The sequence below is a fragment of the Rhizobium sp. CB2179 genome, assembly GCF_057653455.1.
In genome coordinates this window covers 147,937-171,924 of record NZ_CM172781.1, presented here as the reverse complement: position 1 = coordinate 171,924, position 23,988 = coordinate 147,937, and the positions used below count along the sequence as shown (strand labels likewise).

General features: G+C 60.7%; 24 protein-coding genes. 18 read left to right on the top strand and 6 right to left on the bottom strand.

All coding sequences use genetic code 11. The features are described 5' to 3' along the window. The first annotated feature begins 40 nt into the window (after positions 1-40). The 7 genes from AC244Q_RS00875 (at position 41) to AC244Q_RS00845 (ending at position 6,324) form a co-directional block, all read left to right on the top strand. A complete protein-coding gene (locus tag AC244Q_RS00875) occupies positions 41-1,360 on the top strand; it encodes an SIR2 family protein (RefSeq protein WP_245460616.1) in 1,320 nt (439 codons plus the stop codon). Then, the gene (locus tag AC244Q_RS00870; protein WP_128407469.1) at positions 1,357-2,769 is read left to right on the top strand and encodes an argonaute/piwi family protein; all 1,413 of its coding nucleotides are present in this window, start codon (positions 1,357-1,359) and stop codon (positions 2,767-2,769) included. Before AC244Q_RS00875 ends, AC244Q_RS00870 begins: the two co-directional genes overlap by 4 nt. A 16-nt stretch (positions 2,770-2,785) precedes the next feature. After that, positions 2,786-3,001 carry a type II toxin-antitoxin system RelE/ParE family toxin gene (locus AC244Q_RS00865; protein ID WP_313905171.1) on the top strand — a complete coding sequence of 72 codons (216 nt, stop codon included), beginning with the start codon at positions 2,786-2,788 and terminating at the stop codon, positions 2,999-3,001. A gap of 1 nt (position 3,002) precedes the next feature. Beyond that, positions 3,003-3,326: an addiction module antidote protein gene (locus AC244Q_RS00860; protein ID WP_128407470.1), complete on the top strand. Its 324-nt coding sequence runs from the start codon at positions 3,003-3,005 to the stop codon at positions 3,324-3,326. A 219-nt stretch (positions 3,327-3,545) separates the two neighbouring features. Further along, positions 3,546-3,926 carry a hypothetical protein gene (locus AC244Q_RS00855; RefSeq protein ID WP_128407471.1) on the top strand — a complete coding sequence of 127 codons (381 nt, stop codon included), beginning with the start codon at positions 3,546-3,548 and terminating at the stop codon, positions 3,924-3,926. A gap of 257 nt (positions 3,927-4,183) precedes the next feature. Next, on the top strand, positions 4,184-5,674 hold the full coding sequence (locus AC244Q_RS00850) for an MDR family MFS transporter (protein ID WP_012755900.1): 1,491 nt from the start codon (positions 4,184-4,186) through the stop codon (positions 5,672-5,674). Positions 5,675-5,748: 74 nt separating this feature from the next. Next, a complete protein-coding gene (locus tag AC244Q_RS00845) occupies positions 5,749-6,324 on the top strand; it encodes an AAA family ATPase (protein WP_128407472.1) in 576 nt (191 codons plus the stop codon). A gap of 98 nt (positions 6,325-6,422) precedes the next feature. On the opposite strand, the gene AC244Q_RS00840 is transcribed toward AC244Q_RS00845, so the two are convergent. Further along, on the bottom strand, positions 6,423-7,268 hold the full coding sequence (locus AC244Q_RS00840; RefSeq protein WP_128407473.1) for a class I SAM-dependent methyltransferase: 846 nt from the start codon (positions 7,266-7,268) through the stop codon (positions 6,423-6,425). A gap of 326 nt (positions 7,269-7,594) precedes the next feature. Between AC244Q_RS00840 and AC244Q_RS00835 the strand changes: the two genes are divergently transcribed. Further along, a complete protein-coding gene (locus AC244Q_RS00835) occupies positions 7,595-7,795 on the top strand; it encodes a hypothetical protein (protein ID WP_128407474.1) in 201 nt (66 codons plus the stop codon). 115 nt (positions 7,796-7,910) lie between these two features. On the opposite strand, the gene AC244Q_RS00830 is transcribed toward AC244Q_RS00835, so the two are convergent. Further along, on the bottom strand, positions 7,911-8,288 hold the full coding sequence (locus tag AC244Q_RS00830) for a nuclear transport factor 2 family protein (protein ID WP_128407475.1): 378 nt from the start codon (positions 8,286-8,288) through the stop codon (positions 7,911-7,913). Positions 8,289-8,416: 128 nt separating this feature from the next. Here AC244Q_RS00830 and AC244Q_RS00825 point away from each other — a divergent pair, with 128 nt between their 5' ends. Continuing rightward, positions 8,417-8,875 (top strand): MarR family winged helix-turn-helix transcriptional regulator, encoded by a 459-nt coding sequence (locus AC244Q_RS00825; protein ID WP_128407476.1) that lies wholly within the window; start codon positions 8,417-8,419, stop codon positions 8,873-8,875. Positions 8,876-8,901: 26 nt separating this feature from the next. On the opposite strand, the gene AC244Q_RS00820 is transcribed toward AC244Q_RS00825, so the two are convergent. Both AC244Q_RS00820 and AC244Q_RS00815 read right to left on the bottom strand, forming a co-directional pair. Next, positions 8,902-10,902 (bottom strand): ABC transporter ATP-binding protein/permease, encoded by a 2,001-nt coding sequence (locus AC244Q_RS00820; protein ID WP_128407477.1) that lies wholly within the window; start codon positions 10,900-10,902, stop codon positions 8,902-8,904. Positions 10,903-11,149: 247 nt separating this feature from the next. Then, the gene (locus tag AC244Q_RS00815; RefSeq protein ID WP_128407478.1) at positions 11,150-12,049 is read right to left on the bottom strand and encodes a GntR family transcriptional regulator; all 900 of its coding nucleotides are present in this window, start codon (positions 12,047-12,049) and stop codon (positions 11,150-11,152) included. Positions 12,050-12,273: 224 nt separating this feature from the next. Here AC244Q_RS00815 and AC244Q_RS00810 point away from each other — a divergent pair, with 224 nt between their 5' ends. The 7 genes from AC244Q_RS00810 (at position 12,274) to AC244Q_RS00780 (ending at position 20,342) form a co-directional block, all read left to right on the top strand. Continuing rightward, a complete protein-coding gene (locus tag AC244Q_RS00810) occupies positions 12,274-13,776 on the top strand; it encodes a UxaA family hydrolase (RefSeq protein ID WP_012755891.1) in 1,503 nt (500 codons plus the stop codon). A gap of 145 nt (positions 13,777-13,921) precedes the next feature. Then, positions 13,922-14,941, top strand: a complete 1,020-nt coding sequence (locus AC244Q_RS00805; RefSeq protein WP_128407479.1) for an aldo/keto reductase — start codon at positions 13,922-13,924, stop codon at positions 14,939-14,941. Between the two features lie 9 nt (positions 14,942-14,950). Further along, positions 14,951-15,397: an RbsD/FucU family protein gene (locus tag AC244Q_RS00800; protein ID WP_012755889.1), complete on the top strand. Its 447-nt coding sequence runs from the start codon at positions 14,951-14,953 to the stop codon at positions 15,395-15,397. 208 nt (positions 15,398-15,605) lie between these two features. Continuing rightward, entirely contained in the window at positions 15,606-16,595 is a 990-nt protein-coding gene (locus tag AC244Q_RS00795) for an ABC transporter substrate-binding protein (protein WP_017995933.1), read from the top strand. Between the two features lie 108 nt (positions 16,596-16,703). Next, entirely contained in the window at positions 16,704-18,257 is a 1,554-nt protein-coding gene (locus AC244Q_RS00790; RefSeq protein WP_017995932.1) for a sugar ABC transporter ATP-binding protein, read from the top strand. 27 nt (positions 18,258-18,284) lie between these two features. Continuing rightward, positions 18,285-19,259, top strand: coding sequence for an ABC transporter permease (locus AC244Q_RS00785; RefSeq protein WP_003545129.1), 975 nt, complete (start codon positions 18,285-18,287; stop codon positions 19,257-19,259). A 63-nt stretch (positions 19,260-19,322) separates the two neighbouring features. Further along, positions 19,323-20,342 (top strand): zinc-binding alcohol dehydrogenase family protein, encoded by a 1,020-nt coding sequence (locus AC244Q_RS00780; RefSeq protein ID WP_012755886.1) that lies wholly within the window; start codon positions 19,323-19,325, stop codon positions 20,340-20,342. Between the two features lie 240 nt (positions 20,343-20,582). Here AC244Q_RS00780 and AC244Q_RS00775 read toward each other — a convergent pair whose 3' ends face one another. Both AC244Q_RS00775 and AC244Q_RS00770 read right to left on the bottom strand, forming a co-directional pair. Continuing rightward, complete coding sequence (locus AC244Q_RS00775) at positions 20,583-21,308, bottom strand: copper homeostasis protein CutC (RefSeq protein ID WP_012755885.1); 726 nt, start codon at positions 21,306-21,308, stop codon at positions 20,583-20,585. A gap of 28 nt (positions 21,309-21,336) precedes the next feature. After that, complete coding sequence (locus tag AC244Q_RS00770) at positions 21,337-22,554, bottom strand: LysR family transcriptional regulator (protein WP_128406016.1); 1,218 nt, start codon at positions 22,552-22,554, stop codon at positions 21,337-21,339. On the opposite strand from AC244Q_RS00770, the gene AC244Q_RS00765 reads away from it, so the two are divergent. After that, positions 22,532-22,789 (top strand): acetyltransferase, encoded by a 258-nt coding sequence (locus AC244Q_RS00765; protein ID WP_245460424.1) that lies wholly within the window; start codon positions 22,532-22,534, stop codon positions 22,787-22,789. The genes AC244Q_RS00770 and AC244Q_RS00765 overlap by 23 nt on opposite strands. 286 nt (positions 22,790-23,075) lie before the next feature. After that, complete coding sequence (gene osmF, locus AC244Q_RS00760; protein WP_017995929.1) at positions 23,076-23,984, top strand: glycine betaine ABC transporter substrate-binding protein OsmF; 909 nt, start codon at positions 23,076-23,078, stop codon at positions 23,982-23,984. Positions 23,985-23,988 lie beyond the last annotated feature (4 nt).

Below are 23,988 nucleotides of genomic sequence, written 5' to 3'. Positions count from 1 at the left end.
CGTTTTCACGACAAATTTCGACAGTGTCGTCGAGCGCGCTGTGGCGGAAGTCAGTGGCAGGTCGCTGTCCGCATATCACCTCGAAGGAGCAGCGTCGGCCAATAGTGCCGTGAGCAACGAAGAGTTTCCCTTTTACTGTAAACTGCACGGCGACTTCCGATACGACAGCATCAAGAACCTGCGCAGCGATCTTGCCGCGCAGAACAAGGATTTGTCTAAAGCGCTTGTCAATGCTGCGAACCGGTTCGGGTTTATCGTGGCGGGCTACAGCGGTCGCGACGAGAGCGTTATGAATCTCCTGCGTTCGGCGCTTTCAACACCAAATCCATTTCCCCACGGCCTCTTCTGGACAGGGATGAAAAAGGCTCCTGTACTGCCAGCGGTCGAGCTTCTGCTCGAAGACGCAAGGGCAGCTGGTGTTAACGCGTCCTTTGTCGAAGTCGAAACCTTCGATGCCCTCATGCTCCGGTTCTGGCGCAATATCGATGGTAAAGAGCTCGCCATCGACGCGAAGGTTCAGAAGATCTCCCGCGCCAGCGTCAGCATCCCCATGCCTGGCCCTGGAAAAGGCCAAATCGTCCGAATGAACGCGCTGCCGATTATGGGGATGCCGGGAGAGTGCCAGGCGCTCACTTTTAAATCTCCGAAGGAATGGAGCGATCTGCGGACCGCTGCAAGTGTCAATGATGGCAGGCTTATCTTTACGAAGTCCGATACGGTCATGTGCTGGGGCGAGGAGGCGCTGGTTCGCGGGCATTTCCCCGACATCGTCTCGGTATCCCCTCAGGACATTTCGGCCAAGATTGCCGACACGGACAATCATCTTTACATCAAGCAGTTTCTCGAAGAAGCGATGTCCCATGCGCTTGTGCGTGACAGGCCACTTCTTACTCGCACAACGAAGGCGGGCTCCTACCTTATCGCCGATTCTCATAGCAGCGATCAATCCGCGCTAGAGCCTTTGCAGAAGGCCGTCGGCAAAACGTCGGGCCGGATGGCAGGGATTTTTGCGCCCGTGGATATTGAGCATCCGCACGCCGAACAAGTCTCCTGGGCTGAAGCGTTGCGCGTCTCGTTCCAAATTGTCGATGGAAGGAACTGGCTACTCCTCGATCCCGATATTTGGGTTTGGCCGCCGCGGGCTCGCCCTGAGGCCGGGACATTCCTCGATAAGCGCCGCGGGGACAGGTACAATAACGTCTACAATGACATTCTGGACGCATGGCTTTCCGTGCTGTTCGGCAAACACGACCGCAAAACCGCCTTCAAAATATCGGCTTACGAAGGAGGAACCTCTGTCGAAACGCCGTCCTTCACCATCGGAGCGCGAACGGCATTCACACGCAGGCTCGCATCATGACCGAGCACAGCAGCGAGCTCCCCGGCTTCACCACGATCCCCGAGCCGGATTTGATGTTCGCGCAGGGCGGCCTCGATAAGCACCCGCTACGCGGACTGATCGATCACGGTCCCTATGGCCTCAAGTACGGAACGCCCGCGACCGTTCGTTTCGCGCTGCTCGCTCCGAGCACTAAAATTCGGCAGCTGCGCGGTCTTGTAACCGAGCTGGGCGGCATCGCGAAAACACGCGAGGTTCCAGCATACTACCCGGATTATCCGGGCTTCGAGAAGGTCTTCCGGATTCCGATTGCGCCGGTCGATGACCGGCTTGTGTTCTCGTTTCCGGATGAGTTGGACGGCCACGCCCAGAGGCAGGACAAACGTGCGCTTGCGGCGGGCCTGTTTCAATGTATCGCTCAGCTGCGGGCAATCCGCTCAAGCTTCGATGTCGCACTCATATATCTCCCGCCGAACTGGGCAGCTTGCTTCGAGGACGAGGGCTTTAATTTCCACGACTACCTGAAGGCGTTTTGTGCGCCTTCAGGTATTCCCGTTCAGATTCTTCGTCAGTCGAGTTTCGAAAGGGCTTGCCGGTCAAACGTGATGTGGGGCCTCAGTGTTGCCCTGTATGCGAAGGCTGGAGGCGTGCCGTGGAAGCTAACAGGACTTAATCCCGAGGAAGCGTTCATCGGTATCAGCTATGCCATGAAGCGGCTTTCGTCTGGTATGGAATACAGCACTTGCTGCAGCCAGGTGTTCGACCCGGACGGCACCGGATTTCAGTTTGTTGCTTATGATGCTCGCGAGTATACACAGGACAGGAGCAAAAACCCCTATCTGTCGTATTACGAAATGCAGTCAGTTCTCTCGCGTAGCCTTGAAATCTATCAGCGCGGATATTTTGGCAAACTGCCGAAGAAGGTGACGATTCACAAGAACACAGAATTCAAGGAGGAGGAAATACTCGGGGCGCTGGACAGCTTCCGTGACGGGACAGAGGTCGAGCTAGTGCAGATCGTAAAAGGTGTGAGCTGGAAAGGCATCAGGTTCAATACATCGAAGCCGCCACAGCCAATCGGATACCCAGTAACCCGCGGAACTTATATTCCCGTGGAGAAGAATGAGGCGCTCCTGTGGACGCAGGGCAGCGTCCGGGGCGTGAATCTGAAAAACTCGGCGTACGACATTTATAAGGAAGGAGCCTTGAAACCGACCCCGTCGCCGGTTCTGGTTCGCCGCTTCGCTGGAGAGGGAGGATGGCACGACACTTGTGCAGGTATTATTGGTCTGACGAAAATGGACTGGAACAATAATACGCTCTACAAAAAACTCCCGGTCACGCTGGTCTATTCAAAGATATTTGCTGACATCATCCAGCAGAATCCGAACATCGTAGACAATATCTACGATTTTAGAAGCTTTATGTGAAAAATGCTTAGGTTCCTTGATTGTCACTCGCATCGTTCGTGCGGAGGCTGGCAATTTGGGTGACCACAAATTCTTCGATGGCATCGGGGAATTGAGGCTCGACTACGGTCCTGGGTACCGTTTGTATTTTGCAATGCAGGGCAGCGTTGTCGTTATTCTCCTGTTGGGGGGCGACAAGGGCAGCCAGGAGCGGGACATTAGGCGAGCGATCGAAATGTCCAAGGAGATATGAGATGGCGCTTGAAATCATCCCTTTTGACGCAACCGAGTTTCTGGATACCGAAGAATCTCAAACCCATCTCATTGAAGATGCGTTTGAAAGCGGTGACGCAGGTTATATCGCGCACGCATTGGGCGTTGTTGCGAAAGCTCGCGGCATGTCACAAGTCGCCCGGGATGCCGGCGTTACTCGCGAGGCTCTGTACAAATCGCTCAGTGAGAAAGGCGACCCAAAGCTTTCAACGCTCATCGGTGTAGCTGCAGCTCTCGGATACAAGCTGACAGCGACGCGTGTGAATGATTCAGATGCGCGCGAGGACGAGCGCCGATCTGCATAGCCGGCACGATACAATTCCGATGCTGCGGGCGATCTGACTTCAAAGAAAATTTCGAGCCTCGACAGCCCACTTTCTCTGCCCATCATGGAGATACAGGTCCAGTAGTCGCCCAGGCCGTTATCTGCCTCCAATCAAACGACCGTGAAAACCGCAACTCCGACAGGAACAAGCCCCCGCCACGCAGGTTCTCCCCTTGAGACAACAAGCATGGAGAAAATCATGTCCTGCAAGTTCATCGCGATATCACTGCTTTCGATCGGTCTGGCCGGCTCGGCGCTAGCGCAGACGGCCGGGGGTGCGGATGCCAACGGGCGGCTTTCGGTGGCGCCTGTTATCGGCGGATCGGGGAGTTCGGGCGCCGGTTCCGCTGGGGCCGGGTCGGCTGGCACCGGGTCTGTCGGCGGCGGTGCAACAGGCACAGGGTCTGTCGGAACCGATCCCGGCACCACCGGCAGCACGACGGGCAATGGCGGCGTCGATCTCAACAGCGGCCGCAGCACGATCAATCCAGGCGGGGTCAATCCCAACCTGCAACAGACGCCGGGTTGCACCGGCGGAAGCGCGGATACCGGCTCGCTGGGCGAGGCATGCCCGCAATGAGGATGAGGTGATTATCGCCTTTCCTTCGGAAAAAACGAGGCCGGGAGCGGAATGGGACCGGGCCTTCGCTTTCGGCCGAAACTTCCCTGACATCCCGCGAAAACAACCGGTGCTGTCAGAAACCGGTCGCGGCCTGCTTTACCGGCCGGGCTTGAGGTCGTAAAAGGACGGCATCACTCCGCAAGCGGCGCATCGCCCCACATCTCGCCAGCCTGCCGATATTTCCGGCATCTGCGGAGCACCCGAAGAGGATCGTCATGTCGAATGCAGCGCAACGCTCGAACCGCGTGCTTATCGTCGCCACCATCATGCTCGCGACCTTCATGGTGGCGATCGAGGCGACGATCGTAGCGACCGCGATGCCGCGCATCGTCGGGGAGCTCGGCGGCTTTTCCTATTATAGCTGGGTGTTTTCGGCCTTCCTGCTGGCGCAGTCGACGACGACTGTTATCTACGGCAAGCTTTCCGACATTTTCGGGCGCAAGCCGGTGCTGATCGGCGGCATCCTGATCTTCCTGGTCGGCTCTTTGCTCTGCGGGCTTGCCTGGTCGATGATGTCGCTGGTGCTGTTCCGGCTGCTGCAGGGGCTGGGCGCCGGCGCCATCCAGCCGGTGACGACGACGATCATCGGCGATCTCTTCAAGCTCGAGGAGCGCGGCCGCGTGCAGGGCTTCATGGCGACCGTCTGGGCGACGTCGGCTGTCGTCGGGCCGCTGGCCGGCGGCATCATCGTCGACAACATCTCCTGGGCCTGGATCTTCTGGATCAACCTGCCGATCGGCGTCATCTCGATCATCGCCTTCATGGTCTTCCTCAAGGAGGACGTGGCGCACAAGCAGGCAAAGATCGATTACCTCGGATCAGTGCTGTTTTCGATCTCGATCGTCGCACTTCTCGTCATGCTGACGGAAACCGATGCCAGCGCCTGGATCCTGATTTCGCTTTTCGCCGTCTTCGTGATCGCGGGCATCCTCTTTCTCGCCCAGGAGAAGCGGGCGCCGGAGCCGATCATCTCGATCCCGCTCTGGAGCCGCAGGCTGATTGCGACCAGCAATGCGGCGACGCTGCTGGCCGGCATGGCGCTGATCGGGCTTTCGACGATCCTGCCGCTCTACGTGCAGGGCGTACTTGGCCGCTCGCCTCTTGTCGCGGGGTTCACGCTCACCATGCTCGTTGTCGGCTGGCCCTTGGCGGTGATGCTCTCCGGCCGTTTCTACAGGGCCTTCGGCATCCAGCGTACCTTGCGCGTCGGCAGCCTGATGTTTCCCTTCGGCGCCTGTTTCCTGTTGTTCCTGACACAGGAAAGCTCGCCGATCGTTGCCGGCGCCGGCTCCTTCTTCATGGGCTTCGGCATGGGTCTCATCAGCCTCACCAGCATCGTGCTGGTGCAGGACAGCGTCGAATGGTCGATGCGCGGCAGCGCCACGGCCTCGATCATCTTTTCCCGCAGCCTCGGCAATACGCTCGGCGCCACCGTGCTCGGCGCCATCCTCAATGCCGGCATCAACCATTATGCGAGCGGCGAGGCGGCGGCCGGCCTGCACGAGGCGCTGAACCAGCCGACCGGGCTCTCGGCCCTCGCCGCCGATCCGGCCATCCGCTCGATCTTCAATGCGGCGCTGCACTGGAGCTTCTGGGGCGTGGTCGTCGTTGCGGTGCTGACCTTTTTCACCACCTGGCTGATCCCGGTCGGGCCGAGCCAGAAACGCGAGGGGACGGCTGTCGCCAGCGAGGCGGCATCGCATTAAGCGGTTCAGCTCGTGGAAGCGCAGAAATGCTGTGTTTTCACACCGATGGATTGTGTTGGGAGAGTTGTCGAACGATGAGTGTTTTCGTGTTGCTCTTGGGGTTTCCGGGCGTCGGCAAGCTGACAATCGCCAAAGAACTCGGCTCGCTTATATCAGCAAAGGTCGTCGATAATCACTGGTTCAACAACCCGATCTTGCGCCTCCTCGACGAGGAGGGGACCGCTCCGCTGCCGAAGGGCATATGGGAGTACACCGGCAGAGTCCGGCAGGCCGTCCTGGATGCGATCACCGCCTATAGCGGCCCGTCGGCGAATTTCATTTTCACCCATGCCGGTGTCGAAGGCGATGAGCGGAGCACACGGACCTGCGAGCAGTTCGTCGAAGCCGCCAGACAGCGCGCCGCGGTCTTCGTTCCGGTGAGATTGCTGTGTGCCGAAGAAGAATTGGCGCGTCGCGTTTCGGCTCCCGCACGGCGCGACCACTTGAAAACGACCGACGTCGAGACGTCGAGGAGCCGAAGCCAACAGGCCGTGGTTCTCAATATCCCGCACCCAAACGCGCTGACGTTGGATGTGACATTCACGTCGCCTTTGGAAAGTGCTGCGGCAATACGGGATCATGTTGTGACATGCCTGCCGAAAGGGAGCTGATTGTGTGATTGCGTGCAACGAAAGAGGATATTCCGAAGTGTGGCGTCGTCATCGACGCCACCGCGCCGTTCACCGTCGTTGTCGACGAGGTCTTGGGGCTATCGCGTGCCTATGACTACCGTTGCCGTTGAGCGAAGGCGAACCTTGCCATCACTGACGGATTGGAGCGCTAGCTCCAGAACCTCGCGACGGATTTTCTCCCGTGTTGCCGCATCTGCCCTGGATAGTCCGGCGACAACAGGCGCGGCGATCTCGGTCATGAAGTCCCAGTAGCGCTCCGGGGTATCGTGAACCATCATCGCCGACACTTCTTCCTCGGCGAGATCGAGAAGGCCCGCCTCACTGAAGGTCTCGACCATCATGCCTTCCTCCGCGCAGCGGAACAGGCCCGGAACTCCGGGTGGTGGCGAGGGCATTTCCACGTGGCGGGCAATCGTACCCATGACCGTGGTCGCCCATGAATTTTTGGCAGGCACGCTCCAGACTGCGGCGCAGACGCGCGCACCGGGTTTTGCCACGCGTGCCATCTCCTTGGCGGCGGCAGCGATGTCAGGGAAGAACATAAACCCAAACCGGCACAGGACGGCGTCGAAACTGGCATCGGCAAAAGGCAACGTTCCCGCATCGCATAGGCGAGTTTCGAAGTTTTTGAGGCCACGTCTGGCCGCATTTTCGGCGGCAGCAGTCAGCATATTTTCCGAGAGATCGGTGACGACAACATGACCCTCGGGGATTGCCGCCGCCGCCGTCAGGCCGGGTTCGCCAGTGCCAGCTGCTATGTCGAGCACGCTGAAACCGTTGGAGAGATTTGCGCGCCGGAGCATCGCGTCACCAAACGGGGCGAGCCAGCTGAGAACCAGGCTGTCCCATTTCTTCCAGCCGGCAGAAAACTTGTCCCAGGTCTCACGTTGCTGGTTACGGATATCGTCGAGATTTGCTGACATGCACCGGCTCCCCCTACGTTCAACCGGCAAAGCCGGGAACGTCGGTACTATGCGCCGCTGATGTCGGGATTCAATGGAAATAAGCGCAATCGGGCCAACCGCCAGGCATGACCAAACCTGTTGGGACGGAGTGATGAATTGACCAAGACTATTGGAGCTTTTATACAATAGCTTTTGCGAAACTCCGGATTGGCCAAAATTAATCCTTTTAAATCAATGGGCTTCTCCTGGATGGTGCCAAGTCAAGAATACGGAACAAGCGGATTGCTGAAGCGATGCAGCCCGGCTGTAAGCATCAGCCATGGAGAAACAAAATTATAAAGATCATGGTCTTGCTGCACAGCGCCGATGGCATGGCTTGGCAGTCTCCCCCCAAAGGCACCAGCCTGAAGACATTGAGCGAAGCCGAGGAGCAAGGCTTCATCTTGATCCGCGGGGAATTTCAGAAACGCCAATTCCGTCTGACAGAGCTGGGCTCCAACTATGTCGAGCGCGACAAGCGGCGTCTGGAAGCGCGCAAGCTCTGAGCAGATACCGCCGGCTAAGCGGGAATTGAACGCACAAGCCGCCGACGGCCGAAAGGCGGGTCTGACAATGGCGCGTCGCAACGGGAGCGCTCATCCCCGCATAGGGAGTACCAGCCTACAGGCCATCCCGGATATCGAAGCGGACGATCTTGTCGCCTTCCATGCGAAAAATATGCGTCACCGTCTTGTCCTTAAGGCCATGACTTTGCCCTTCCAGCGGCCGGCCATGGAGGTCGAAGACCGATTGGATCACCTCGACAGCGAAGGCGCCATCTGGCGTTTCTTCAAATGCGACCGGCTCGACGTGTGGACTGATGACGGCCCATTGGCGTGTCCAATAATCGCGTACAGCCTCACGACCATGAACATGGCCACCATCCATGCCGTTAGCCCAGGCGACATCATCGGAAAGCATGGCAAGCACAGCGTCGATGTCTCTGGCGTTGAAGCTGGCATAGATGCGCTTGATCATTTCGACGTCATTTTCAGACATATCGTTTCCTCGGTGGAGATTGAAACATTCGCTGTGCGGCATCGAAACGCCATTGCCTCGTGCCGCGCATCAAGTTACATATGTACATATGTATCTTGCGGTCAAGCGCAGGCAAGGGGTCGAGCGGAATGGACGAAGACGTGCTTTCAACGCCGGGGCATCTCATCAGTCTTGCGGCGCGGGGGTTCGCCCGCCTCAGCGAGTCACGCCTTAAACCGCTCGGCTTCGGTGTCGGCCAGTTGCCTGTGCTGGTCGCGCTGCAAAATGGCAAGGCCAGCACGCAACGCGACCTCGCCCGCTTTGCCAGGATCGAGCAACCGCCGATGGCGCAGATGCTCGCACGCATGGAGAGGGATGGCTTGATCGAGCGGACACGCGACCCGGCTGACGGTCGCAGCAGCCGTATCGTGCTGACCAAGGCTGCACAGCACAGCATGCCGGAGGCGATTGCGGCTTTGTTCGAAGGGAATAAAGAGGCCTTGACCGGCTTCACGGATGCGGAAGCGGAGCAACTTGCAGATCTGCTGACGCGGCTGATCGACAATCTGGATCAAATTGCGAGCGCAGAGCCTTCGTCAGGTGATTGATGGTTTTGTGGTCAAACGGCGAGTTTCTATTCGGGGACGGTGCCGCCTTCATTCGAGGTCGTACTGCCTTTTGGCGGGGAGCGGCGCTTCTCCAAAACGCGTGACAGCAAGTTCCGTTTTCTCTTGCGCTTAATCAGATCGATATCGCTGACAAGCTTTGCGCCGCCCTCGCGCCGCTCGAGCGTGATCTTGCGGCTATGGAAGACTTCCAGCTCAGCGCGATGCGCGACGCTTAGGATGGTGACCTCAGGCAATTCATCGATCACCATCTGCATCATCTTATCCTGGCTCTTCTCATCGAGTGCTGCCGTTGCTTCATCCAGCACGATGATATCGGGTTGGTGCAGCAGCAGACGCGCAAATGCGAGCCGCTGCTTTTCGCCACCCGACAAGGTCTGGTCCCAAGGCGCATCTTCCTCGATCTTGTCGTTCAGATAATCCAATCCCACCTTGTCGAGGGCCGACTTGATCTCATCCAGCGGCCAGGTATCGGCGGCGCCGGGATAGGCGACGGCGCGGCGAAGCGTCCCGGACGGGATATAGGACCGTTGCGGCAACATGAACAATTGTCTGTCGGCGTGGAAATTGACGCTACCGCTACCCCACGGCCAAAGACCCGCGATGGCCCGCACCAGCGTGCTCTTGCCCGACCCGGATTCACCGGACACAAGCACCCGCTCGCCGGGCTCGATTTCGACCCGGGTTTCCGTCACCACGGCGGTGCCATCGTCAAGCGACACGGAGAGATCGTTGAGGCTGAGCATCGCCTCGCCTTCGGTTTCACCATGCTTGATGCGCCCGAGCGAGTCGCTCTGTTCGGCGCGCTCCAGCCCGTCGAGCGACATCATCAGCGAGGCGATGCGCCGTGCACAGGCATTCCAATCGGCAAGACGGGGATAGTTGTCGACCAGCCAGCCGAACGCGCCCTGAACGATGGCAAAAGCAGAGGCGGCCTGCATGACCTGTCCGAGGCTCATGCTGCCTTCGAGAAATTTTGGTGCGCAAAGCAGGACCGGGACGACTGGCGCAATCAGCATCGACCCATGCGAAACAAGCGTCGTGCGCATGTGCTGGCGGGCAAGCAGCGCCCATTGCCTGAGCACATTGGCGAAGGTCTTATCGAGGTCGTTACGCTCCTCCTCTTCGCCACCGAGAAGCGCGATACTCTCGCCGTTTTCCCTGACATGCGTCAGCGTGTAGCGAAACTCGGCTTCAGCCTGATTTTTGGCCTCGGAGACGTGGACGAAATAGCGGCCGATGACCGCCATCGAAGTAGAGGTGATCGCGGCGTAGAGGACCGCAGTGACGACGAGAAAGCCGGGAATGGTAACGGTGAAACCTGCGATCGGCAGAGTGAGAGCCCCGCCGATCGTCCAGAGCACCACGATGAAGGTCGAGGCTGCCAGAAATGCGGAAATGACGCCGGCGATGAAATCGACGGGTGCTTCGGTGGCAATCCGCAAATCCTCGGAAATGCGCGCTTCGGGGTTCTTGTGGTCGCCGCCGATGAGATTCAACTGATAGTAACGGCCATTTGCGAGCCAGCGCGCGATGACTGATGTTGTCAGCCAGGAACGCCAGCGACGTTGGATCATCATGCGAACGGCGACTTGTATGGTGACAATGGCGACAGTTCCGAGCACGAGCGGCACGAATACGGCGCTCAGGAAATAGACGGTGCCGGCATCGTGTCGCTCTATGGCGTCGAAGATCCCGCGGTTCCACAGATTGATTCCGTACTGGAAGCCGACATTCATGCCGATCAGGGCCAATAGCCCGATCGAGAAGGGCCAAGCGAACTTGTCGCCACCGCGGCCCCAGTAACGGCGCGCGCTGATCCAGAAACGTTTGAGCAGATACCGCTTGCGCGCCTGCTCGGCCTCTTCAGGCGTCAACTCCGGATCGGGCTCGATGGCATCTGGTGGCGGCATGACCTCGACAGTCGATGCCGTCTCTGGAGGTGAGTTCCCGGCACCGTGCGGTTCGGTGCCGTCGACCGATTTCGGTTTGAGTTTAGCGTCGGTCATAAGCGCGATAACGGCTTAAACATCGAAATGTTTCATGATGCCGGTGCCATCCGCCGTATCGAACAACATCAGCCCCTCACCTTAACCCTCTCCCCGTTCTGACGGGGAGAGGGGACATGCCATACGAAACGCGATAGAGGGACGGAGAGGTCGCGACATATCCCCTTCGCCCCGTTTACGGGCAGAAGGTGCCCACAGGCGGATGAGGGGCTGGCATCGGCGATCTCTGGGCCGAGATGTCCCCCGCTCAGGCGCTCTCTGTCGCGACTTGCGGCAGGGATTGCAGCAGAGTCTGGCGGGCGGAATGCAGATGGGCGCGGCAGGCGATTCCGATTGCGGCCTGATCGCCGGATTCCAGCGCTGCGATATAATCCAGATGTTCGTGGATGGCGCGCTCGTTGCGCTGGCGGGCGGCAGTCTTGTTCCACTGGTAGTGATAGTGGAAGACGATGGCGATCGCGTCGTAGAAATCGGCGATGAAGCGGTTCTTCGAGGCGCGGTGGATCAGCAAGTGGAAGCGTTCGTCGAGGACGGAGAAATCCTTGAAGCGCTGGTTGATGTCGGCAAGCATGGCGTGATGTTCGTCGCGCATAGCGGCAAGATCGGCCCAGCTTTGATTATCCCTGGGAAGCCGGCCGAATTCGGCGGCGGAATGCAGCTCGAACATTTCGCGCACATCGGCAAGTTCGAGGGCGAATTCGCGGGTGAACCCTTTGAGCGTCCAGTGGCTGTTCGGGCGTTTCTCGATGAGGCCGAAGCGGGAGAAGCGGATCAGGAACTCGCGCACGCTGGTGGTGCCGGTGCCGATCTCGCGGGCAAGCTCTAACTCGTTGATCTGCATGCCGGGTGCTGCATCATCGGCAAGGATGCGCTGCATGAAGCTGCGCTCGATGATATCATGCAGGGAGTCGGTTTCTTCGGAGGGAAAGAGATCATGGTCAGTCGGCTGGCGCAGCACGATCTTCTGGCGTTTGTTCCAGCGGATGATGCCTTCTTCGCTGAGCCGTGTCAGGATGGCGCGCGCCGTCGAGCGGCTGACGCCGAGTTGGGCGGCGATCTCCGGTTCCGACGGCAGCGCCGTATCCGTGCGCAGGGCTACGGCATACCTGTTGTAGGCTTCCTTGAAGACCGTATTCTGCCTTGCCACCAGACCCCGCTTTCCGCCCTCGTATCCACCGCCCGCTCTCCAGCAGGGCAGAAAAATCGGGGCTTGTTCAAACGACCTTTAGCTTATTTCCGGTCGCCTGCGGCTCATTGCCTCCCTCGTCCACAGGATCAATATTCCCGTTGACTTGAAAATGTTTATTGTAGATAAAAAACAAAATCAATGCGCTTTCGCCGATGCAGCGAGCCTTTCCCAGGGAGAATAAATTGGACAAACTGCCTTGGATCATCCTTTCGGCCGGCGACAATGTCGCGGTCGCAACGGCGGCAATCGCGCCGGGTTCGACGGTTGCCGGCATTCAGACCCGTGAGAAGATCGACCCCGGCCACAAGGTGGCGATAGCGGATATTCCGCTCGGGGGACCCGTGGTCAAATACGGACAGGCGATCGGCCGCACGACGGCCGAGGTCAAGGCCGGCGACCATGTGCACAGCCACAACCTGCATTTCGAAAACGACCGGCTGGCGGCAACCGCCAATTCGGCGCCGGAAGCGGCGACAGCCGACGACGTCGGGCGCACCTTCATGGGCTATCGCCGCGCCGACGGGCGGGCGGCAACGCGCAACTATATCGGCATCATCGCCAGCGTGAACTGTTCCACCACGGTCTGCCGGGCAATCGCCGACGAGGCGAACCGGACGATCCTGCCGCATTATGAAGGCATCGACGGTTTCGTGCCGATCGTGCACGACCAGGGCTGCGGCATGAGCTCGACCGGCGACGGCATGAACGTGCTGCACCGGACGCTCGCCGGCTATACAAGGCACGTGAATTTCGGCGGCGTGTTGATGATCGGCCTCGGCTGCGAGGTCAACCAGCTGACGCTCTACGGCCAGAGTGGTGCCGGCGCTTCGAAGCGGCATTTCAACATCCAGGACGCCGGCGGGTCGCGCCGTGCTGTCGAGCGCGCCATGGGCATGCTGCGCGAAATCGCCGCCGATGTCGGCAAGGAAAAGCGCGTGCCGATGTCGATCGGGGAGATCATCATCGGCCTGCAATGCGGCGGCTCCGACGGCTTTTCCGGCATCACCGCCAATCCGGCGCTGGGTGTTGCGGCCGACCTGCTGGCGGCGGCCGGCGGCACGGCGATCCTGTCGGAAACCTCGGAAATCTATGGTGCGGAACATCTGTTGCGCAGCCGCGCCGTCAGCGATGAGGTGGCAAAGAAGCTCGACGACAAGATCGCCTGGTGGGAAGATTACGTCGCCCTGCACGGCGCCTCGCTCGACAACAACCCCTCGCCCGGCAACAAGCGCGGTGGCCTCACAACCATCCTCGAAAAGTCGCTCGGCGCGGTTGCCAAAGGCGGGCGTTCGCCGCTGACGGCGGTCTATGGTTATGCCGAGCGGGTCACGGCCCCCGGCCTCGTCTTCATGGACACGCCCGGCTACGACCCGGTCTCGGCGACCGGCCAGGTGGCCGGCGGGGCGAACATGATCGCCTTTACCACTGGCCGCGGGAGCTGCTTCGGTTGCCGGCCGGCGCCGTCGCTGAAGCTTTCCAGCAATTCGGCGCTCTATGCCTCGATGGAAGAGGATATGGACATCGATTGCGGCACGATCGCCACGGGTGACGCGACGATCAGCGGCAAGGGCCGCGAGATCTTCGACCTCATCGTCGATACGGCATCAGGCAAGAAGACCAAGAGCGAGCTCTTCGGCTACGGCGACAATGAATTCGTGCCGTGGCATCTGGGTGCGACGCTGTAATCTTTGTTTTTACGCAATCCCGGACGGAAAACCGCTTCACACTTTTCCTGGGATTGATTTGAAGTACGCAATCCCGGACGGAAAACCGCTTCACACTTTTCCTGGGATTGCTCCAGATAGTTCAGCTTCTTCGTGAGGAGGAATGATGAAGACGAGACAGATCGGCAAGACCAAGCTGGAGGTGACCGAAATCAGCTTCGGTGCGGCCGCTCTCGGCGGTCTCTACCGCGCATGCCCGCGCGAGGTGGCGATGGACACGCTGCAGGCGGCCTGGGATAGCGGCATCCGCTATTTCGATGTGGCGCCCTGGTATGGGCTCGGCCTTGCCGAACGGCGGGTCGGCGATTTCCTGCGCGACCAGCCGGATGGCAGTTACGTGCTTTCTACCAAGGTCGGCCGGCTGCTTCGGCCGGTGCCGACCGGCAAGGTGCCCGACTACAGCTATGTCGACCCGCTCTCCTTCGATGCCGATTACGACTATTCCTATGACGGCATCATGCGCTCGGTCGAATTCAGCTATGCCCGCCTCGGACTCAACCGCATCGATATTCTCTATGTGCACGATCTCGGCGTCTACACGCATGGCGCGGCGAAGAATGCGGTCCACCAGAAGCAGTTTCTCGATTCCGGCGTGAAGGCGCTGGAGGAACTCAAGTCGTCTGGCGCGATCTCCGCCTTCGGCCTCGGCGTCAACGAAGTGCCGGTCTGCCTCGACGTTATGCGCCATTCCGATCTCGACTGCATCCTGATGGCTGGCCGCTACACGCTGCTCGACCGCTCGGCCGTCGCCGAACTGCTGCCGCTTTGCCGGCAGAAGGGCACGTCGCTCGTCGTCGGCGGCGTCTTCAACTCCGGCATCCTCGCCACCGGTCCGGTACCGGGTTCGCATTTCGACTATATGCCGGCTGATGACGATGTGCTTGCCAAAGTCGGCGCGATGGAGGCGATCGCCAAACGCCACGGCGTGCCGCTGGCAGCGCCCGCCCTGCAGTTTCCGCTGCGCGAACCGATCGTCGCATCGGTCCTGATCGGCACGGCGAAGCCGTCGAGCCTGACGCGCAACATGGAGATCGTCGAGCCGCGGCTTGCCGACGCGATCTACGCCGAATTCGAACCCTATACGCTGGTCGCGCCGCCGCTCGGCGCCGAAGCTGTGCGAGTCTGAGGAGAGATTATGCTCAAGGGTATTCATCCGCTGCTTGGCCCCGACCTGCTCCATGCATTGAAGACCATGGGACATGGCGACGATATCGTCATATCGGACGCCAATTTTCCCTCGGGCTCGATGGGCCCGCCGGTCATTCGCGCCGACGGCGTCAGCGCCACTGACATGGCCGCGGCCATCCTGACCCATATGCCGCTCGACACTTTCGTGCCGGAAGCGGCGTGGCGGATGGAGGTGGTCGGCGATCCCGATGCGATGCCGGAGGTCTGCACCGAATTCCAGCAGATCGTTTCCAAGCACGCCGGCGATTTCCGCATCGTGCCGGTGGAGCGTTTTGCGTTTTACGCGATGGCCCGCAAGGCGACCTACATCGTCGCGACGACGGAATTTCGGCTGTACGGCAACCTGATTTTGAAAAAGGGCGTCGTCCATCCGCACGAGGTCGATCAAGCCTGATCCCTATTTTAGGGTATCGTTGTATTGGAATAAAATCAGTTGCTTGGCGGGAGTTTACCGAAGAAAAAAAGCCTGTTTGGCGCTCTTGCAATTTGATTGCGCCTCGGCTAGCTTCACCTGGCAAATGTTTTTTATCGATAAAAATCGTCCGCCTGCGTTCAGCGGTCGATTTATTCGGAGGAGAACGCACCCTGAGAGGAGAACCCTTATGAGTTTCGTGAAATCCCTTCTGTCCCGCCGCGCCTTTACCGCGCTTGCGGGCGCCGCAGTTATCGCCTCGGCGATGCCGGCACCGTCGTTTGCAGCCGACGTGACGATCCCGATCATCGTCAAGGACACGACGTCCTTCTACTGGCAGATCGTTCTCGCCGGCGCCCGCAAGGCCGGCAAGGATCTCGGCGTCAACGTGCCGGAACTCGGCGCACAGGCCGAATCCGACGTCAACGGCCAGATCAGCATTCTGGAGAACGCCGTTGCCGGCAAGCCGGCCGCTGTCGTCATTTCGCCGACCGAATTCAAGGCGCTCGGCAAGCCGATCGATGAAGCGGCCAAGTCGGTTCCGATCATCGGCATCGACTCAGGCGCCGACTCCAAGGCGTTCAAGTCGTTCCTGACGACCGACAACGTTCAGGGCGGCCGCATCGCCGCTGACGGTCTGGCTGCCGCTATCAAGGGCGCCACCGGCAAGGAAGAGGGCGAAGTCGTCATCCTCACCAACCTTCCGGGCGTCGGCTCGCTGGAACAGCGCCGCGAAGGCTTCCTGGATCAGGTGAAGACCAAGTATCCGGGCCTGAAGGTCATTGCCGACAAGTACGGCGACGGCCAGGCAACGACCGGCCTCAACATGATGACCGACCTGATCACGGCAAACCCGAACCTCGTCGGCATCTTCGCCTCGAACCTGATCATGGCGCAGGGCGTTGGCCAGGCGATTGCCGAAAACAAGCTCGGCGAGAAGATCAAGGTCATCGGCTTTGACAGCGACGACAAGACGGTCGGCTTCCTCAAGGATGGTGCGATTGCCGGCCTCGTCGTTCAGGACCCCTACCGCATGGGTTATGACGGCGTGAAGACCGCGCTTGCCGTCTCCAAGGGCGAGAAGGTCGAAGAGAATGTCGACACCGGTGCAAACCTCGTCACCAAGGCTAATATGGCCGACCCGAAGATCGACGCGCTGCTGAACCCGAAGATCAAGTAATAACGACAGACAAGCCGCGCCGGCTTCAAAAACCGGCGCGGCTTTTTCCATCCGTGCTATGTTTTGCGGGGGATGGAGAGCAGACGCGACACAAGGAGGAGAGGTCCCATGATCGGACTGGAAGAGGTCAGTCATCGCCATGATGACAGTGCGACGCTGAAAGAAGCCAATCGAATTCCCGCCGGATCGCCTATCCTCGAACTCAAGGGCCTGCAGAAGAATTACGGTCATGTGCAGGCGCTGAAGCCAGCGACGCTGACCTTTCTCGCCGGCGAAATCCACGCCATCGTCGGTGAAAACGGCGCCGGCAAATCCACCCTCATCAAATTGCTGACCGGCGTCATCACCCGCACCGCCGGCGAAGTGCTGTGGTGCGGCCAGCCGGTGGGGCTGGCGACGCCGAACGAGGCGATCGCCCGCGGCATCAACGCCGTGCACCAGGAAGTCGTGCTCTGCCGGCACCTGACGGTCGCCGCCAATCTCTTCCTCGGCGACGAAGTCAACCGCTTCGGCCTGATGCGCAAGAAGCAGATGGAGAAGATGGCGCAGGCCGTGCTCGACGATCTCGGCTTCGGCCTGCCGGCCGGTGCGCTGTTGAGCTCGCTGACCATCGGCCAACAGCAGCTGGTGGCCACGGCACGCGCAGCGATGCGCGGCACGCAATTCCTGATCTTCGACGAACCGACTGCCTATCTCACCCGCCAGGAATCGGCGCAGCTCTTCAAGCTGATCCGCCGGCTGCAGGGCGAAGGCGTCACCATCGTCTATATCAGCCACCGCATGGAGGAAGTCTTCGAGCTTGCCGACCGTGTCTCGGTGCTGCGCGACGGCACGCATGTCGGCACGCGCCTGATCGGCGAGACCAACGATGCCGAACTGATCTCGCTGATGATCAACCGCTCGATCGAACAGATCTACCACAAGGAAAAGATTGCGATCGGCGAGACGATCCTCACGGTCAACGGCCTCTCCGGCCCGGGCTTCGAAGATGTGTCGCTCAGCGTAAAGGCGGGACAGATCGTCGGCCTCTACGGCCTGATCGGCGCCGGGCGCAGCGAATTCGCACTCGGGCTCTACGGCCGCCAGCCGACGACAGCAGGCGATGTCGAATGGATGGGCAAGCCTGTCAACATCCGCAACGAACGCACGGCGATGGAGCTCGGCATTGCGCTGGCGCCGGAAAGCCGGCGCGACCAAGGGCTTTGCCTCAACCTGCCGATCGGCCTCAACATCAACCTGCCGGTGTTCGGGCGGCTGAGCCACGGGCCGGTGATCAATCACACGCGCGAATCGGCCAACGCCGACCAGCAGATCCGCAATCTCAGCATCAAGACGCCGAGCCGGCGCGTTCCGGCCTCCAGCATGTCGGGCGGCAACCAGCAGAAGATCGTCATCGGCAAGTGGCTGAGCCATGGCGCCCGGCTTTTCATCTTCGACGAGCCGACAGTCGGCGTCGACGTCGGCACCAAGGCGGAAATCTACCGGCTGTTCGCCAAGCTTCTGAAGGACGGCGCCGGCATCATCCTGATCTCCTCCTATCTGCCCGAGGTCTACGAACTGGCCGACCGGCTGCACGTCTTCCGCGCCGGCAAAATCGTCGCGAGCCATGATTATCACGCGGCGACGCATGAAGAAGTGCTCAGCGAAGCGATCGGCGTCTGAGCCAAAAGAATAAGAGGGAGAAAATTCATGACTGCCACCCCCACCGAAATCGTCGCGCCGCCGCCGCGCCGGAAAATGAACATCCTGTTCGGCCTGACGCTGATCGGCCTGCTGATCTTCCTCTGGATCGTGCTCGGCGTCGTCACCCCGAGCTTCTGGACGCCGCTCAATATCTCGAACCTGCTGCGTCAGGGTGCGATGACGGCGATCCTGGCGCTCGGCCAGACCTTCGTCATCATCACCGCCGGCATCGACCTTTCGGTCGGCGCCATCGTCGGCTTCTGCACCGTGATCATCGCCTGGCTGCTGCAGGCGGGCGTGCCGGTCTGGGGGGCGATCGCGCTGACGCTGCTCATGGGTGTGGCGATCGGCGCCTTCCATGGCTTCGGCATCGTCCATATGGGCCTGCCGCCGTTCATCATCACGCTGGCAACCCTGACATCGCTGCGCGGCATCGGCCTGCTGATTACCAACGGTTCGACGATCAACATCACCAATGAGGGTTTCAGCAATTTCGCCCGCGCCGATCTGCTCAGTATTCCGAGCCTGTTCTGGATGGTCATCCTGGTGGCGGTCCCCTCCTTCATCTTCCTGCATCTGAGCCGTTGGGGCCGCTATCTCTTCGCGGTCGGTTCGAACGCCGAGGCGGCGCGCCTTTCCGGCGTCAACGTCAAGGGCATGATCTACCTCGCCTATATCCTGTCCGCCTCCTTCGCAGCCTTCGTCGGCGTGCTGCTTGCCTCGCGCATCGCCATCGGCAATGCGACGCAGGCCGACGGCTGGGAATTGCAGGCGATCGCTTCCTCCGTCATCGGCGGCACCAGCCTGTTCGGCGCGGTCGGCTCGGTGCATGGCCCGCTGATCGGCGCCTTCATTCTCGCCACCATCAATAACGGCGCGAACCTTCTGAACGTCAACTCCTTCTGGCAGCGCATCATCACCGGTCTGCTGATCATCGTGATCGTGTTCTTCGACCAGCTGCGCCGCCGCCGGAGCAATTGAGCGACAAGAGACAGCCGGCCTGAACAAGCCGGCTTCTTCCATTCCAGGAATGCGAGACCCGTCATGAAAGCAGTTCTTTGCCGGGAGCCCGGCGTGCTCGATATCGTCGAGCGCCCTTCACCAGCGGCTCCCGCCGCCGGCTGGGTGCGGCTTGCCGTCAGCCATGTCGGCATTTGCGGCACCGACTACCACATCTTCGAGGGCAAACATCCCTTCCTCGAATATCCCAGGGTGATGGGGCACGAGATCTCGGCGACGGTGCTGGAAGCGGGCGACGGCGTCACTATCGCAGTCGGCACGCCTGTTATCGTCAATCCCTATCTCTCCTGCGGGCAATGTATCGCCTGCCGTCAGGGCAAGCCGAATTGCTGCACCAATATCAAGGTGCTCGGCGTCCATACCGACGGCGCCTTCTGCGAGGAGATTTCGGTTCCGGCCGAAAACCTCTATGCCGCCAAAGGTGTAAGCCTCGAGGCGGCGGCGACGACCGAGTTCCTGGCGATCGGCGCTCATGCGGTGCGCCGTTCGATGACCGGCGCCGGAGCGCGGGCACTCGTCATCGGCGCCGGGCCTATCGGGCTCGGGGCGGCGATCTTCTCGCGCATTGCCGGCCATGAGGTGACGCTGCTCGATACCAGCACCGAGCGGCTGCAGATGGCGTCGGAACGCTTCGGCTTCACCTCCGGCATCGTTGCGAACGAGGCGACAGCGGAGACCGTCCGGGAAAAGACCAACGGCGACGGTTTCGACGTGGTCTTCGATGCGACGGGTTACGGCCCTTCGATGGAGAAGGCCTTCTCCTTCGTCGCCCATGGCGGCGCGCTGGTGCTGGTCAGCGTCGTCAAGGACGATATCCGCTTCTCCGATCCCGAATTCCACAAGCGCGAGATGATGGTGATCGGCAGCCGCAACGCCACCCGCGTCGATTTCGAGCATGTCGCGGATTCGATCGCCAAAGGGCTGGTGCCGGTAGACAAACTGATCACCCACCGCACGACGCTTGCCGATGCGCCGCGCGATCTCGCGCGCTGGGCGCATGAGAAGAATGGGCTGATCAAGGCTGTGATCAGTATTGGTGGTTAGGGCGTTTCCAGCGAACGCGTGACGTGGTTTCCGTCCGCTTCGCGCCGGCGGCTGCCCCTCACCCTAACCTTGCCGGGGTCGAGCCACTGGTCTCGACCCGTCCTGCGGACCCCCGTAAAACGGGGCGAGGGGACGTGCCCTGCGAGAGCTGGGCGGGGGACGGAGAGGTCGCGGCATATCCCCTTCGCCCCGCAAGCGGGGAGAAGGTGGCGGCAGCCGGATGAGGGCAAGCCGCGGTCGCTAAACTCCCGCCTCGATCGCCCTGCGCATCTGCCTGACGACGGCGACATCCGTCTTGTTTGTGCTTCTCGCCTCGAAACCAAAAGCGACCGCGCGCGGATCGGCGCTTTCGACCGGTGAACTGCAGGAGCCGTGGACCTCGCGGGCGCCGGTCGCCTTCAATATCTCGCCGACATTGGTGGGGCGGATGCCGCTGCCGGGCATGATGGCGATGCGGCCGGCGGCCTTTGCCGAAATGCGCTTCAGCGTGTCGAGGCCGTCTACCGCCTTCAGCGCGCAGCCTGATGTCAGGATGCGTTCGCAGCCGAGCTCGACCGCCTGCTCCAGCGCCTGGTCGGCATCCGGCACCAGATCAAAAGCGCGATGCAGCGTCGAGCCGAGTCCCGCCGCATGCGCCTTCAAACGGTGGACCAGCGGCATGTCGAGCGTACCATCCGGCCGGTTGGCGCCGATGACGACGCCGGCAAGGCCGGCGGCGCGCACGGCGTCGATATCGATCATCATCGCCTCCTCGTCTGCCCCGTCGAAGATGAAGGGGCCGGCGTGAGGGCGGATCATCGCATAGACCGGAATGGGTGCCCGGGCGGCGATCCGCATCAGGCTCGGCAACGGCGTCAGGCCGCCGAGTTCCAACGCCGAGCAGAGCTCGATGCGCCCGGCGCCACCCTCGATCGCGGCGGCAAGGCCTTCGGCGCTGTCCACGCACACCTCAAGCAAGATCGTCATGTTGCGGTCTCCCTAGCTCCGCCGAGGCTTAAGCCACGGCTGCGGTTCGCACGACCGCTTCAGAGGTAATTCTCGCTGCCGCCTCGATGATCATGGTGCAGGCATCGGCGGCGGCTTTTCGATGGTTGAAGGCGACGTGATAGGACATCAGCAGGTGCTCGTCGAGATCGACGATGCGCACCTTGTCGGCAATCGGCATGGCGCTGACCCGGCCGAGGAAGGAGACGTAACCGTGATTGGCGACGAGATCGACGATGACAGGCAGCGAATCCGCCGCGGTGATATCCTGGCCGCGCCGGCACCGGTTGGGAGCGCGCTCATAACTGAAGGCCATGGCTGCATGGCCGAGGCCGGTGCGTGGGCTCGGCATGCAGATCGGGTGGCCGGCGACGAGATCGGCGACACTGGTCTCGGTACTGTCAGGCGGCGCGATCACCACCATATCGGTCTGCAGCAGTTCGCGATGCCGAAAGCTTTCGAGGCCGAAGACCGAATCCAGGATTGCGACATCGATGCGGCCGTTCTTCAGCGCCTCGCGCAGATCGTCGGCGGTCATCGACACCAGCGAGATCGCATTGTTGTTGCGGCGCATATTCCATTCCGAGACCAGCGATCCCAGGCAGCGCGCCACCCAGCTTTCCGATCCGGTCGGGATGATCGAGCCGATGCGCAGCGACCGGGCGGTGCGCCGATAACGTTCGTCGGCCGATGATTTGAGATCGTTCCACGCCTGGCTGATCGCCATGAAGATCTGGTAGGCGCGCCTGCCCTCCTCCGTCAGCACCGAGCCCTGCGCCTGCCGCTCGAACAGGCGATGGCCAAGAAATTTCTCAAGATTGGCAAGCTGAAGCGAAAGCTGCGGCTGACCGAGGCGAAGGCGGCGGGCGGCCCGGTTGATGCTCCCCTGGTCGGCGACTTCGAGAAAACGCTCCATCGTGACGATCTTGACGGGAATGCGGGACGGCCAGGCCTCGTCGATCCCGGCCGCGGGGTCGTGACCGGCCCATTGGCCGAGCTCGGCGATCGCAGCCATGATCGGCTTCAGGCCTTCCAGCACCCTGCCGCTCGCAATCAGCGTCGCCAGCTCGCCGGAGGCGCGTTCGGTCAGCTTCATCGCCAGTTCGGTCTCGAGATTATGAATTGCCGTCGAGACGGTGGAGGGCGACAGCTGGAACCGCCGCGCGGTCTCGCGGACCGAACCGGAGGTCAGGACATGGCTTGCGATGAACAAGGCACCAAGATGCAAACGGCCACCTCCGGAAAGCGCTGGAAAAACCGGAAGATATGATGTGTTCAGGAAAAAAGATATCCCTGCCTCCGAAGAGGCGGGCTATCGTTCGATCATAGAAAAATCCGGGCGGCGGGAATCTGCAACAGAGCCTGGGAATATCGTGGAAACACGCAAGGGGACAAAAACAAATCGCGCCGGCCTTGGAAAAGGGAATGCGTTTCCGCGCGCGGAGGTGCATTCGCCGCCATAATCGTGCAGCGACCGCAAATACTGGAGGGGGCTTGCATCGATTTTTCGGGCATGCACGCTATTTCCATCACGCACGCAATTCCGGCATGATGGCGACTTGGTCGCCTTCGCCGGCGGATTTCCTATGCGCAAGCCTCCCGGCGGGGCTTGGGCCACTGCATAATTCCTTAAATCGGTATCGATTTGAGATAAAATTATGCAGCAATTCAAAGTGCTACAACGTCCTTTGCACGTCTGAAAGACGTGCGGCGCTGTAGGTCAACGGTTTTTGAAAAAGGGGACTTTCCATGCTGAAGAAACTCGCACTTGCCGTTTCGCTCTCCGCCTTTGCAGCGGGTGCGGCCCATGCTGCAGACGTCGTCGTCTCGTCGAAGATCGACACGGAAGGCACGCTGCTCGGCAACGTCATCGCGCTCGCTCTCGAAGCGAACGGCATCAAGACGCAGGACCGCATTGCGCTTGGCGCGACACCGGTCGTGCGCAAGGCGATCACCGCCGGCGAAATCGACATCTATCCCGAATATACCGGCAATGCCGGCTTCTTCTTCAACAAGGCCGATGACGCCGCCTGGAAGAACATCGACCAGGGCTATGAGCTGGCGAAGAAGCTCGATTACGATGCCAACAAGATCGTCTGGCTGACGCCCTCGCCTGCCAACAACACCTGGGCGCTCGCCGTGCGCAGCGATGTTGCCGGCCCGAACAAGCTGAAGAGCCTCACGGACTTCGGCAAATGGGTTGCCGGCGGCGGTGCCGCCAAGCTTGCCGCCTCCGCCGAATTCGTCAATTCGGCCGGCGCGCTTCCGGCCTTCCAGACGACCTACGGTTTCCAGCTGAAGCCCGACCAGATGGTCGTTCTCTCCGGCGGTGACACAGCGGCAACGATCAAGGCAGCCGCCGACCAGACGAACGGCGTCAACACCGCCATGGTCTACGGCACCGACGGCGCCATCGAAGCGGCCGAACTTACCGTTCTCGAAGACGACAAGAACGTGCAGCAGGTCTATGCCCCGACGCCGATCATCCGCGAAGAGGTGTTGAAGGCCAATCCGAAGATCGAGGAAGTGCTCTCGCCGATCTTCAAGAGCCTGACCGCCGACGAGTTGCGCAAGCTCAACGCCAAGATCCAGGTCGACGGCGAGCCGGCAAAGTCGGTCGCCGAAGCCTATCTCAAGGAAAAAGGCTTCCTGAAGTAGTCAT

Coding starts and splice junctions, on each gene's coding strand:
- AC244Q_RS00870 (WP_128407469.1), top strand. CDS start 1,357: ATGACCGAGCACAGCAGCGAGCTCCCCGGCTTCACCACGATCCCCGAG.
- AC244Q_RS00860 (WP_128407470.1), top strand. CDS start 3,003: ATGGCGCTTGAAATCATCCCTTTTGACGCAACCGAGTTTCTGGATACC.
- AC244Q_RS00855 (WP_128407471.1), top strand. CDS start 3,546: ATGTCCTGCAAGTTCATCGCGATATCACTGCTTTCGATCGGTCTGGCC.
- AC244Q_RS00850 (WP_012755900.1), top strand. CDS start 4,184: ATGTCGAATGCAGCGCAACGCTCGAACCGCGTGCTTATCGTCGCCACC.
- AC244Q_RS00845 (WP_128407472.1), top strand. CDS start 5,749: ATGAGTGTTTTCGTGTTGCTCTTGGGGTTTCCGGGCGTCGGCAAGCTG.
- AC244Q_RS00840 (WP_128407473.1), bottom strand. CDS start 7,268: ATGTCAGCAAATCTCGACGATATCCGTAACCAGCAACGTGAGACCTGG.
- AC244Q_RS00835 (WP_128407474.1), top strand. CDS start 7,595: ATGGTCTTGCTGCACAGCGCCGATGGCATGGCTTGGCAGTCTCCCCCC.
- AC244Q_RS00830 (WP_128407475.1), bottom strand. CDS start 8,288: ATGTCTGAAAATGACGTCGAAATGATCAAGCGCATCTATGCCAGCTTC.
- AC244Q_RS00825 (WP_128407476.1), top strand. CDS start 8,417: ATGGACGAAGACGTGCTTTCAACGCCGGGGCATCTCATCAGTCTTGCG.
- AC244Q_RS00820 (WP_128407477.1), bottom strand. CDS start 10,902: ATGACCGACGCTAAACTCAAACCGAAATCGGTCGACGGCACCGAACCG.
- AC244Q_RS00805 (WP_128407479.1), top strand. CDS start 13,922: ATGAAGACGAGACAGATCGGCAAGACCAAGCTGGAGGTGACCGAAATC.
- AC244Q_RS00800 (WP_012755889.1), top strand. CDS start 14,951: ATGCTCAAGGGTATTCATCCGCTGCTTGGCCCCGACCTGCTCCATGCA.
- AC244Q_RS00795 (WP_017995933.1), top strand. CDS start 15,606: ATGAGTTTCGTGAAATCCCTTCTGTCCCGCCGCGCCTTTACCGCGCTT.
- AC244Q_RS00790 (WP_017995932.1), top strand. CDS start 16,704: ATGATCGGACTGGAAGAGGTCAGTCATCGCCATGATGACAGTGCGACG.
- AC244Q_RS00785 (WP_003545129.1), top strand. CDS start 18,285: ATGACTGCCACCCCCACCGAAATCGTCGCGCCGCCGCCGCGCCGGAAA.
- AC244Q_RS00780 (WP_012755886.1), top strand. CDS start 19,323: ATGAAAGCAGTTCTTTGCCGGGAGCCCGGCGTGCTCGATATCGTCGAG.
- AC244Q_RS00775 (WP_012755885.1), bottom strand. CDS start 21,308: ATGACGATCTTGCTTGAGGTGTGCGTGGACAGCGCCGAAGGCCTTGCC.
- AC244Q_RS00765 (WP_245460424.1), top strand. CDS start 22,532: ATGAACAAGGCACCAAGATGCAAACGGCCACCTCCGGAAAGCGCTGGA.
- osmF (WP_017995929.1), top strand. CDS start 23,076: ATGCTGAAGAAACTCGCACTTGCCGTTTCGCTCTCCGCCTTTGCAGCG.